This window comes from Desulfobotulus pelophilus, assembly GCF_026155325.1.
Classification (GTDB): domain Bacteria; phylum Desulfobacterota; class Desulfobacteria; order Desulfobacterales; family ASO4-4; genus Desulfobotulus; species Desulfobotulus pelophilus.
Genome location: NZ_JAPFPW010000035.1, coordinates 1 through 10,427, shown reverse-complemented (window position 1 = coordinate 10,427; position 10,427 = coordinate 1). Strand labels below are relative to the sequence as shown.

At 48.4% G+C, this 10,427-nt stretch carries 12 protein-coding genes; 5 read left to right on the top strand and 7 right to left on the bottom strand.

All coding sequences use genetic code 11. The features are described from left to right. Window positions 1–177: 177 nt before the first annotated feature. The 4 genes from OOT00_RS15415 to OOT00_RS15400 form a co-directional block, all read right to left on the bottom strand. Window positions 178–606 carry a hypothetical protein gene (locus OOT00_RS15415; protein ID WP_265426319.1) on the bottom strand — a complete coding sequence of 143 codons (429 nt, stop codon included), beginning with the start codon at window positions 604–606 and terminating at the stop codon, window positions 178–180. Further along, complete coding sequence (locus OOT00_RS15410; RefSeq protein ID WP_265426318.1) at window positions 607–1,062, bottom strand: type II toxin-antitoxin system HicB family antitoxin; 456 nt, start codon at window positions 1,060–1,062, stop codon at window positions 607–609. After that, on the bottom strand, window positions 1,046–1,309 hold the full coding sequence (locus OOT00_RS15405; protein WP_265426317.1) for a type II toxin-antitoxin system HicA family toxin: 264 nt from the start codon (window positions 1,307–1,309) through the stop codon (window positions 1,046–1,048). Before OOT00_RS15405 ends, OOT00_RS15410 begins: the two co-directional genes overlap by 17 nt. 305 nt (window positions 1,310–1,614) lie before the next feature. Further along, window positions 1,615–2,736 (bottom strand): Fic family protein, encoded by a 1,122-nt coding sequence (locus OOT00_RS15400; protein ID WP_265426316.1) that lies wholly within the window; start codon window positions 2,734–2,736, stop codon window positions 1,615–1,617. 431 nt (window positions 2,737–3,167) lie between these two features. Here OOT00_RS15400 and OOT00_RS15395 point away from each other — a divergent pair, with 431 nt between their 5' ends. Next, a complete protein-coding gene (locus OOT00_RS15395; RefSeq protein ID WP_265426314.1) occupies window positions 3,168–3,452 on the top strand; it encodes a hypothetical protein in 285 nt (94 codons plus the stop codon). Further along, complete coding sequence (locus OOT00_RS15390) at window positions 3,449–3,895, top strand: hypothetical protein (protein WP_144685614.1); 447 nt, start codon at window positions 3,449–3,451, stop codon at window positions 3,893–3,895. Before OOT00_RS15395 ends, OOT00_RS15390 begins: the two co-directional genes overlap by 4 nt. 182 nt (window positions 3,896–4,077) lie before the next feature. Here OOT00_RS15390 and OOT00_RS15385 read toward each other — a convergent pair whose 3' ends face one another. After that, complete coding sequence (locus OOT00_RS15385) at window positions 4,078–4,854, bottom strand: BRO-N domain-containing protein (RefSeq protein ID WP_265426313.1); 777 nt, start codon at window positions 4,852–4,854, stop codon at window positions 4,078–4,080. Window positions 4,855–5,084: 230 nt separating this feature from the next. Beyond that, window positions 5,085–5,696, bottom strand: coding sequence for a BRO-N domain-containing protein (locus tag OOT00_RS15380; RefSeq protein WP_265426312.1), 612 nt, complete (start codon window positions 5,694–5,696; stop codon window positions 5,085–5,087). A gap of 702 nt (window positions 5,697–6,398) precedes the next feature. On the opposite strand from OOT00_RS15380, the gene OOT00_RS15375 reads away from it, so the two are divergent. The 3 genes from OOT00_RS15375 to OOT00_RS15365 are packed head-to-tail and all read left to right on the top strand — an operon-like array spanning window position 6,399 to window position 10,035. Next, entirely contained in the window at window positions 6,399–7,604 is a 1,206-nt protein-coding gene (locus OOT00_RS15375) for an ABC-three component system protein (RefSeq protein WP_265426311.1), read from the top strand. Further along, window positions 7,601–8,089, top strand: coding sequence for a three component ABC system middle component (locus tag OOT00_RS15370; protein ID WP_265426310.1), 489 nt, complete (start codon window positions 7,601–7,603; stop codon window positions 8,087–8,089). Before OOT00_RS15375 ends, OOT00_RS15370 begins: the two co-directional genes overlap by 4 nt. Continuing rightward, on the top strand, window positions 8,086–10,035 hold the full coding sequence (locus OOT00_RS15365) for a DUF3732 domain-containing protein (protein ID WP_265426309.1): 1,950 nt from the start codon (window positions 8,086–8,088) through the stop codon (window positions 10,033–10,035). The genes OOT00_RS15370 and OOT00_RS15365 overlap by 4 nt, the downstream gene beginning before the upstream one ends. A gap of 101 nt (window positions 10,036–10,136) precedes the next feature. Here OOT00_RS15365 and OOT00_RS15360 read toward each other — a convergent pair. Beyond that, window positions 10,137–10,427 (bottom strand): hypothetical protein (locus tag OOT00_RS15360; RefSeq protein ID WP_265426308.1); only part of this gene is annotated, 291 nt, incomplete at its 5' end.

Below are 10,427 nucleotides of genomic sequence, written 5' to 3'. Positions count from 1 at the left end.
CTTTTTTCAGATGGTGCTTAGATGAGCGTGGATGGATGTTCTTTTTTGCTGAATGGGGCAAGATTTTGCTTGACGGGGGGTGGGGCCTTGGCTGGATAAAACAAAAAACCCCCACACCGAAAGATGCAGGGGCTTTGTTTATTGGGGAAGCAGGCAGAGTGAAGATGCTGCGTTTTTTTAGTCTGCGGATCTTCTGTGTGCAGGCATAAATGTCCCCCTCAAAACCGTATGGGATAACATGCCGTCAATCATTTCCTTGGCTGCCACATGGGCAAAGTTCATGAAGAACCAGGAGCTTTCAGACAGGGCATCTTCATCCATACTGAAATCTCTTGCCAGTTCAAATCGAAGCTGAAAATTTAAAGCGATGTCAAAGACTTCCGTTTTTGTTTCTGCTTCAAGGCCCTTTACCGTGGCCGTCATGGGGATGGTGAGATGTCGGACAGGGCTGTCTGCACCTTCCTCATCCTCTGTCACCTCATCGATGACGACGGAATCGTGGGCCTCTATGGCATAGCTGTACTGGCCATCATTGTCCGGTTCCTGAAGAAGCCGGAAGGTACTTGCCGTCAGTTCATGCCCCAGATATTTCACATGGTGCAGCATTCAGTTTGCCCTCCTTTGAAAATTCAGGACATTCTTACGGGAAGACGTCTCCCTGCCGGATTTGGAAGAAAAGGTGCTTGTCTGCTCATGCTTCCAGTAAAAATGCATGTGCAGTTCCGGCTTTTTTTCCAGTTTTTCAGCAAGGGTTGTCTTGATATAGTCGTTGAGGCTCATGCCCGAACCCTTTGCGGCAAGGGAGACCTTTTTGTGCAGCTCTTCCCCGATGCGCACGTTAAAGGTTCCGGACATGGGACGCTCCGGCTCCCTGCCAAGCATTTTGCAGGTTTCCAGATAATCATCCACCGCCTCCTCAAAGGCATGGCGCAGTGCTTCCACGGTTTCCGCCTCGTAGGTGACCAGATCATGGATGCACTCAATTTTTCCATGCAGCACATTGTCTTCATGGCTTATTTCTGAAGAGCCATAAAATCCCTTGTACTTAAAAAGACCTTTCATCGAAGACACCCATTTCGGATAATTTTTCAATTACCTGATCCATTACATACATTTTCAGTTCATTGCCCGGATGCGGCCTGTGAAGACTGATGATGGTTTGTGTTTCTTTATGGATAAACTTACACCGGGAACCTCTGCCCTGAAAGATCTCAAAACCAAGGGCTTTCAGAAGGGATACCAGTTCATCCCATGTAAAATCTTTGGGTCTGGAATGGAGCCTTTGTAGTAGTTTTTCTTTTTTTCCCATATATCAGGAGAGACCTTTATATTCGGTTCCACTTTTTGCAACTATAATTCAGTTGCGGCCTAATAAGCAATGATTTTTTTTTTACACTGAAAGGATGCAAGCTTTGGGATTCTGAAAAACGGGGTAGTGTCACAGATGAGATAATGAGGGAATATTGGGGGAAAGTCAAATCTGCATGTTGTGGTGCTGTTGGTTTGCGTCCTGCATGTTGTGTTTTTTTGACAAAAAGCCCCCGCACCGATAAGGATGCAGGGGCTTTGTTGATGGATCAGGGCCGGGCTTCCGGGCATCAGAAAAACCCCTTCCTACACCCGCACCAGCCGCATCAGAGGTTCAAAGGCATAGACAGCGGGTTTCCTTCCGCTTGCCTCCTTCACTTTACGGATCAGATCCTTTTCCAGCAGCAAGGTGGTGAACCGGGCGGAGCTTGCAGCGGGAACGCCGCTTTTTTCTTTGAATCTGCTGACCGTGAAAACCGGGAAGGTGAAAACAAAATCCAGCGCCTCAATGGACCACTTTGACGAAAGCACTTCCGCAAAAACCCGTTTCATTTCATCGTAAAGGGAGCGGATCTGGTCTGCGGTATCAAGATTTCTTCCCGCCTGCACCGCCAGCGCCTTCATGAAAAACCGGCACCAGTCCTCCCAGTCTCTCTTTTCCGAAACCCGGCGCATGGCGTCAATGTAGGTATCCCGGTTTTCCTCAAAATAACCGCTGATGTAAAAATGCGGTGCGGATATGATCCCCGAAGACCAGAGCATCAGGGTAATGAGCATCCTGCCGATCCGCCCGTTACCATCCTTGAAGGGGTGCAGGGCTTCAAACTCCACATGGGCCAGGGCGGTTTTGATGAGGGCGGGATGCCTGCTTTCTCCGATATAGGCAAAGAGCCTGTCCATGCCCTCCGGCAGGCGTTCCGGGCTGATGGGAACAAAAAGGATGTTGCGGCTCATCTTGTCCGCCAGATAGTTCTGTTCTTTCTTGAACTCTCCGGGAGATTTGGCCGCTCCCCTTCCAAAGGAAAGCAGGGTCTGGTGAACTCCCCGGATGAGCGACTGGGACAGGGGATACCCGTCTTCCATGGCCTGCTGCGCCCCGCGTAAAGCCCGCTGATACAGGGCGGTTTCAATGACATCGGACCGGGTTTCAGAAGTGTTTCTGTCCGAGCCGTCGGACTCCGCCTCATACATCAGCACCTCATCCATGGTGCTGATGGTGCCTTCGATGCGGGAAGAAAGCACCGCTTCCTGACTCCTCAGGGGAGCAAGGAGAATTTCGCTGTTGTGCATGGTCTTCAGCATCTGATCGTAGCGGGCCATGGCGGCGGTGGCATCCAGAAGCTCTTCCAGAAAACGCCCCGTATCAAGGCGCTCCGGTGGAAAGGCATCGTAATGATAATGAACCGCCTGATCCAGATTCAGGGACATCGTCTGCTCCTCAGGGGATTTTTTGAAAATGACGGACAGGCCTTTGCTTCCCATCCCTTCCGCACAAGGGCGTTTGTTGCTCAGATTTGCGAGAATATGAGAAACAAGGCCCTTTGTTTCTAATCTATGCAAAACAAAGAAGCTTGTCTCTCATTTTTTAAAGAATATGAGCAACAAAATTTTCTGCCCGGCTCCCGGACAAGACAAAGCCCCCGCACCGAAAAGGATGCAGGGGCTTTCTTTATGGATCAGCGGCGGGGCCGGGTTGCGGCATCATGAAGCTAAAAGGGGTCTGACCCCTTTTATGTCCGAAAATTCTGCAAATATCCCTTTTATCCTTATAACAGGCATTGCCCCTGTCGCCCGTCATGCTATACTGCTGCCAGCAGATTTTTTTACTTGCAATAAACCATCCGTGTTCCGGAGGGCATATGTATTTGAACACATACGGACAGTCAGGGAAGCATCCTTTTGTCTCCATGGCTTTCCATGACGACAGAAGCGACACCCTTGCACAGGCCCGGCGTACCGCTTTTCAGAATCTCATCCGGTATATGGTGCGTCTCCGCAATGAAGGGCATATGGATGATCAGGCCTTTGATGCCCTTGTCCGGCAGGCCGCTGCATCCTACTCTGGTGCAGAAATATCGGAACGCATTGAAAAGGTGCTGGTCAGTAAAATCAGCTCAGGCCGCCTTCGGGAGTTGCTGCAATGACGGATACGGAAACAAACACAAAGGATACCGCCCCAGAAGAAGGCAAAGGGTATTCTGAAAAAAATGACGTGGGTTTTGTGGAGCCGGAGATGCTTAAAGGGCTTCCCCCGGAAGCAAGGAAGGTTCTGGAAATCGGGATGTCCATGCACAGGCTGGGACCGGCTCCCCATCCTCTTGTGGATAAGATCAATGAAACCCACATCACAAGAATTCTCGAACTTGCCGAAAAGGATGATGAAAGGTCTTTCAGGGATGCCGCAGAAAACAGAAAATACACCCTGATATATGTTCTTGTTTTTGCCGTTCTGTTCATATTCGCCACCGTTTTTCTGGTCGGCTCAGACAAGGAACTGTACCGGGAGGTCATCAAACTTTTTGCCGTGTTCCTTGGCGGCCTTGGCAGCGGGTTTGGCATCAGAAGCTATATGGACAGAAACAAATAGAGACTGAGAAAAGGGCCTGCCCTCCCTTCCTCCAGTTCCTGTTTTTCCACATCATTTGATGTGGAAAAATGAGAACACTGCCTGCCCCAGAGCGTTGCTGAACCCCCGAACGCAAAAAGCCCCCGCACCGAAAAGGATGCAGGGGCTTTCTTTCCTAAAAGGGGTCAGACCCCTTTTATGCTTCACGGCTCCTGAGACTTCCCCATGGTCAGGGTCATGAGAAGATCCTCAAAGGCATCCTCATAATACATGGGCTGGGTTTCTCTGGGGTTTTGCGGGGAAACCATATTCTCACCGAAAGCCAAACCCAGATCCGTGAGGTTCTTGATTTTTCTGACCGCCCCACTGGCTCCGGTGCGCTCCCGCTCCTCCAGCATCCCGTTGTTCACCATGAGCTGATTAAATTTGATGGTGCTCATGTCCACGTTGTGTTTTTTTAAAAGGGCCGATGCGGACATGCGCTGGCGGGGTGCTTCCGTGTACTGGGGCAGTACAGATTTATCCAGACCATGGCGGTCATAGATGGCATAACAAAGGGCCAGCCGGGAGTCATCGGAAACCCGGAGCATGTCGGCAACACATTCCGCGGCCCAAAAATCCTGCTGGATCAGGATTTTGAGGGGGTGGTCGTTTCGGGGGATCTGATATGCCCCGGTGCGACGGATGGTGGGGAGGACTTCTTCAACCACCCAATCCTGAAAATTTTCAGCCGATTCAAGGTTCGATCTCATTATAAGCCTGTACAGATCGGATTCCGGGATCACGTTCAGGCCATACGGTGTTTCACCGTAATTGATTTTATTGATTTTTTTACAGTGCTGATGGATTGCGTCGTTTGGCCTCCCATATCCCAGCGCCTTTGCAACGTCGGAAGCCACAAACCACGGTTCCCCGTGCTTTTCAATAATCCGTATCTGCCCAAATTCCCGGTTTTCAAAAACCTGTACCGCTGTATCCATGTTCCGCTCCCTTTTTTCATAAAAGGGGTCAGCCCCCTTTCAGGTGATCATTTCTGCGGAGATTATAGGGCCGGAATGGGGGGGCTTTTTTAGATGGTGCTTAGATGTGCGTGGATGGGTGTTCTTTTTGGCTGAATGGGGCTTGATTTTGCTTGACGGGGGTTGGGGGCTTATCTGGATAAAACAAAAACCCCCGCACCGAAAAAGGATGCAGGGGCTTTCTTTATGGATCAGTTCCGGGGCCGGGTTGCGGTGTCATGATCCCGGAGGGACTGGAGATAGGCTTCGTGGTGGATGTCCGGGCTGAGGACGCAGAGGGTGCGGAGGACATCGTTCACGGAAACGCCCAGATCCTGATACAGGCGGCCAAGGGTGGGGAGATCCCGGAGGATGACGTTCACCTGCGTCACGAGCTTTCGGGCAAGGCGGATCTGGTCTTCCCTGTCCGGGGCTTCCGTGGCAAGGGCCGGACCCGTCCCGGAAAAGCGGCCTGTCCTGCGGATGGCGGGAAGCACTTCCGAGGCCACCCAGTTGGTGAAATCTTCGGCGGCGGGTTTGTTGGATCGGAAGGCCAGCTTGTACAGGGCGGGTTCGTTGATGGTGACGAACTCCTGATCCTGTTCGCCGTACACCCCGTGCTGGTTCTGGAGGGGGGTCGTGAGTTTTACGACCCCCCTCCAGTTTTCCGGAATACTGGCAAGAATCTTGTTGCCGCTCCACGTAATCTCCAGGGCATCGCAAACGTCTTTTGCAATGAACCAGAAGCTTCCGTCTTCTTTTTCGATGGTTCTTACGGTGTGGTTCTGAAAGCAAAAATCAGTGGTGGGCAGGTTCTGTGTCATGATGGCGTCCTCCGTTTTAAAAGATGGATTCCGCCACAACCGATGCCAAGCGGTTGGGTGGCGGAGCTGTACGGGTTGGCATTACCGGGAACACGGAGAAACCGGCGCTTCCGAAGAAGCCCACATACAGCTCCGCCATAAGGGTGTGCGAGGGCGCAAAAAATGCGCCTGCATTTTCATTATGGTGGCGCTCAAAGCACCGCGTTCCTTCGGGATGCCAATCCCGACTGCGATTTTTTGCCGCAGCATCAAAACAGTACCCAGACCGCAATGGAATGTCAAGACGCTGTTGCGGATGGGGGAAAAAGGCGGGAAATTACGGAAAACGGACGCGGGGGCTTGTCAGGTGCGGATGGGTGGGGTATGGGAAAGGATCGCTTTTTGAGGATACTGTGGGCTGTATAATGCCACACTCTGCATGTTATACGGATCTGTATAATATTTTGACAATTAGGAGAATGGTAATAAACGGTCACTGATTTAAGAGCAATTGCTGCATCTGGTGGAGGAAAAGTGGTTTTCGATTTCACACAGTCTTAGTTCGGCCGCCTAACAATTTCCTGCACGCGGAAAAATCACTTACTGAGCTCGCAATTTTCCGGTGAGCAAGGCGTTATAGGAAGTATGGAATGGAGAAAAAGCTGGTTGGAATTATACAGAAGATAGTGAGTTCATTTTGGGGGATGATTGATGGAGGTGACTATGCCTCCTAGGAATAGTCAATTTTCAGCCTCTGAGCCTGCACTTGGGTACTTTTATCAGCCTCGCTACGCGTTGCTTCAACTTTTGCGACTTCCTGAAGACACTGTATGCTTTATCGAAAAGGATGACGATATTGATTTTACAGATGCGGATGAGGGTCGGATCTTGGTATCCCTCAAACACAAGGCGCCTGGAGATACTCTAACGAACCTATCACCTGATTTCTGGAAGTCAGTACGGATTTGGTTAGAATACTACCTCAAGGAAAACTGCTCTACGCCCTCTGTTTCCTTCTTCCTCTATACAACTGGAAACGTTGCTACTGGCTCCTTCTTGGCAGCTTTTTTGCCCAATGCACCTCCAGACGAAACTCTCCCGCAGCAGGTGTCCGAAATCCTTGCACAATCAGAATCGAAAACCATTGGGAAGACTAAAATTCTCCTTGAAAAACTCCCAAAAGACAAATGGCCAGATTTCTTTCGTCGGATTACTATTTTCGACAACCAAGAGCGTATCCAAAATATCCCCCAAATAATCATTAACGAAAAACTGAGGACTGTGCGCCCCCAGTTCCGCCGTCCTGTCTATGAACGTCTTGAAGGATGGTGGACTAATGAGTGCATCGAACTTCTCAGTGGGCGGAGGCATGAACCACTCCGTGGCTCCGAAGTATCGGAGATACTCAGCTATATTACGGAGCAGTTTCGTGAAGATAATCTTCCAATTGACTTTGAGTATGCTGAACCAGAGAATGGAGCGAATCCAGATTCAGATGATCGAAATTTTGTAAAGCAGTTGCGAGCAATCGGGCTCCACTCTGATCGGATCAGAAGAGCTATTATTGATTACTATCGAGCATTTGAACAGAGAGGATCTTGGTTGCGTGAAAATGTAATGTTGACTGGCGGAGAGCTTGAGAAATACGATGACCGTCTTGTTGATGAATGGGCGCGACTCCGGGAAATTGTTTTCGAAGAGTTGGCGAATGACAGCCCAGAAAAATTACTTCAGACAACAGGCAGGAAACTTTTAAACGACCTCTCAACAAGCAACCATCCGAACCTTCGCATTCGAACGGGGGTAACTGCCACCTTTGTTACAATGGGCAGTTATCATATGCTTGCGAATGAGGGAACCCCCCGCGTTTACTGGCATCCACGTTTTGAAATGAGAGTTGCAGATATCCTCCACGGGAGAAAGCCATGAAACCCTGGAACAGCCGCCCTCGTGAAATTCGGAATTTGTTCAACCCCGCGTTCTGCGGTCTTGTTCTAGCTCGTGGCGTGGAAGGTTTCACCGAAACAGCCCATCGCCCAATGCCTTTTTCGCTCACCCTTTTAATCCTGCCCCTCTGTCTGCATAAACGAACTAGAGATCAAATTAAGGAGGCACGTCGTGCATATTTCACTAAGATTCTTCAAGAGCACCCTGAGATTCGTGTTGATTTAGCTAAGAGATCCCGTGGGTTATTACCATACACAATGGAAGCTTTTGCCTACCTCGCGGCCTGTAATGCAATCATTGTTGATGAATCAGGTTCGATTGCACTGAGGGAAAATACTGTTCGAAAAAGGATCATTGGCACAAAGGACACTAAAGATTGCCAAGCGGTAGCCCGCTCACTTGGGAGAAAGCTGGCATTAATCAATGACAGAGTCACAATATATTCAACTTTAGGTATTCGGCCATGAATATTCGAGATATTATTCTTTATAGTCATTCGGGCGAGTTGAGACGTATTGAATTCAAGATCAAAGGACTCAATATTATCACAGGACGCTCATCGACAGGGAAATCGGCACTCTCTGACATCGTCGAATATTGTATGGGACAAAGCGATTTTAATATCCCAGAAGGCCCTATTAGAGACAAAGTATCATGGTATGGTGTCATTTATCAATTCCCGGGTGAACAAGTTTTGGTCGCAAAACCAGCCCCAGCATCAAATGCTTCGAGTTGCTCAAAGGCGATGATTCGGAGAGGAGCTAATGTTGAGCCTCCACTGTTCGACGAACTCATTCAAAATTCTGATGATGCTACTGTAATTTCACTGCTCTCCGATTTGCTTGGAATCCCGGCGAACCGCACAGATGTTCCTAAAGAACAAAGCCGTGCATCATACGCAGCCACCATTAAGCACACATATTACTATCTTTTTCAAAAACAGGGGCTCATTGCAAACAAAGAACAACTGTTTTACAGGCAGAACGAACCTTTCTTGCCTCAATCTATCAAGGACACTTTGCCCATCCTTCTTGGTGTCGCACCAGATAATCGCCTTGAAATTGATTCTAAGTTACGCACTGCACGACGTGAGTTAAAAATTGCACTAAAGCAATTATCTGATGCCCAGCAGTTCAACGAGCAACTTAATGTTAGGGCACTCGGTCTTTTGTCAGAGGCTCAGCAAGTAGGAATTTTTGCTCGTGGATCTCTTCCTGAAACTACCAATGTCGCACTGGATATACTGTCGGAAATTACGAGATGGAAACCTTCGCCGGTTCCCGATGAAGACACTCGACGGATATCCGAATTGGAAGATGATGTAGTAGCCATAAGGAAAGCGAGGGCAGCAGCAAACGAGACCCTCCGTGCAACTCGATTATTTGCGGAAAAAGAAAGTGGTTTTACTACTGAGGCTCAAGAGCAAAAAAGCCGCTTAGAGTCAATTCATGCTTTGCCAACTAACCCCGTAACTGGTGATTGGCAATGGCCATTTGCTCCAGAAAATCTTGACCTAGATACACCTATTGGTGAATTTCTCATTCAAGAGCTTCGGTCGTTAGATCACGAGTTAAAAACCGTTGTTGGGGAACGACCTCACTTAGAGGAATTTTCTCAAAAGATAGAAGCTGAAATTTACGAACTTAATCAAAAGTTAAGGATCAAAGAGGAAGAGCTTGCTGCGGCAATTGCAGCAAATGCTGCAATTGCAGAAATGGGGAATCGAAACGCCGCAGCCGCAAGAATCGTAGGACGAATTAGCCTATTTCTCGAAACTTATCAGCCCGAAGACGATATTGCTGCTTTGAAAAAGCGTATAGAGGAATTGAAAAAGCAAGTAACGCATTTGGAAAAGGACTCAGGGGCAGATGATAGTGAAGAACGCTTAAATTCAATTCTCAATATTATCTCGAATAGGATCAGCCGTTATGTCGCTGAACTTGAAGCAGAGTTCTCTGAGTTTTCTTTTAGATTCGATTTCAATAAGTTGACTGTAGTGGCTGATAGACCTGAAAGACCAGTCCCAATGAATAAAACTGGAGGTGGAGCCAATCACTTAGCGTACCATTTGGGTGCCCTGCTTTCTTTGCATTATTTCACTTCGAATAACCAGAAACCTTTACCTTCATTTCTATTTATAGATCAACCAACACAAGTATATTTTCCATCGGAACAAATTTACAAAGCGGTTTCTGGCTCTGTTGAAGAAACTGAAAGAGACTCCGACCTAGAGAAAGTTCGTGTCCTTTTTGCAATGTTAAATAAGTTTGCAACCGAAGAAGCTAAAAATTTTCAACTCATAGTAACCGAGCATGCAAATCTCCGGGACGAGTGGTTTCAAGATTCTATTGTAGAGGTACCATGGACGAAACCACCAGCGCTAGTTCCTGAAGAATGGGAAGGCGTTTCTTAATTATAAGCATCATGGGAGGCGACCCCTTTGTTTAAAAAATGGCTAAAAGGGGTAAGACCCTTTTTAGTTAAGGATAAAAGAGATCAGCCCCTTTCCATCTTTTATGCCTTTGAACCACCCCCCAAAGGCACTGTCCAGCGCATACTTTCCAGTTTTTTAAGAAAAAGTTCATTCTCTTTTTCCGAGTTCTCAAAATCAGGAATTTTTGACCCCATAAATATCAGGCGGAATCTGGGCGTGAAACTTTTCCCGCTCCCATCCTTCGTTTCTGTTGAATCCACAGAATCTCCTTTCACTTCCACAGGCACATCCTCCCCAAAAATCTTCCCCTTATCCAGCGTTTTACCGTAAGCCCCCATTTCAAACGCCCTCACCGCCTCACAGGCGCTTTG

Bases quoted from the DNA above. Each gene is read 5' to 3' on its own strand.
- OOT00_RS15415 (WP_265426319.1), bottom strand. From the start codon at position 606: ATGCTGCACCATGTGAAATATCTGGGGCATGAACTGACGGCAAGTACC.
- OOT00_RS15410 (WP_265426318.1), bottom strand. From the start codon at position 1,062: ATGAAAGGTCTTTTTAAGTACAAGGGATTTTATGGCTCTTCAGAAATA.
- OOT00_RS15405 (WP_265426317.1), bottom strand. From the start codon at position 1,309: ATGGGAAAAAAAGAAAAACTACTACAAAGGCTCCATTCCAGACCCAAA.
- OOT00_RS15400 (WP_265426316.1), bottom strand. From the start codon at position 2,736: ATGTCCCTGAATCTGGATCAGGCGGTTCATTATCATTACGATGCCTTT.
- OOT00_RS15395 (WP_265426314.1), top strand. From the start codon at position 3,168: ATGTATTTGAACACATACGGACAGTCAGGGAAGCATCCTTTTGTCTCC.
- OOT00_RS15390 (WP_144685614.1), top strand. From the start codon at position 3,449: ATGACGGATACGGAAACAAACACAAAGGATACCGCCCCAGAAGAAGGC.
- OOT00_RS15385 (WP_265426313.1), bottom strand. From the start codon at position 4,854: ATGGATACAGCGGTACAGGTTTTTGAAAACCGGGAATTTGGGCAGATA.
- OOT00_RS15380 (WP_265426312.1), bottom strand. From the start codon at position 5,696: ATGACACAGAACCTGCCCACCACTGATTTTTGCTTTCAGAACCACACC.
- OOT00_RS15375 (WP_265426311.1), top strand. From the start codon at position 6,399: ATGCCTCCTAGGAATAGTCAATTTTCAGCCTCTGAGCCTGCACTTGGG.
- OOT00_RS15370 (WP_265426310.1), top strand. From the start codon at position 7,601: ATGAAACCCTGGAACAGCCGCCCTCGTGAAATTCGGAATTTGTTCAAC.
- OOT00_RS15365 (WP_265426309.1), top strand. From the start codon at position 8,086: ATGAATATTCGAGATATTATTCTTTATAGTCATTCGGGCGAGTTGAGA.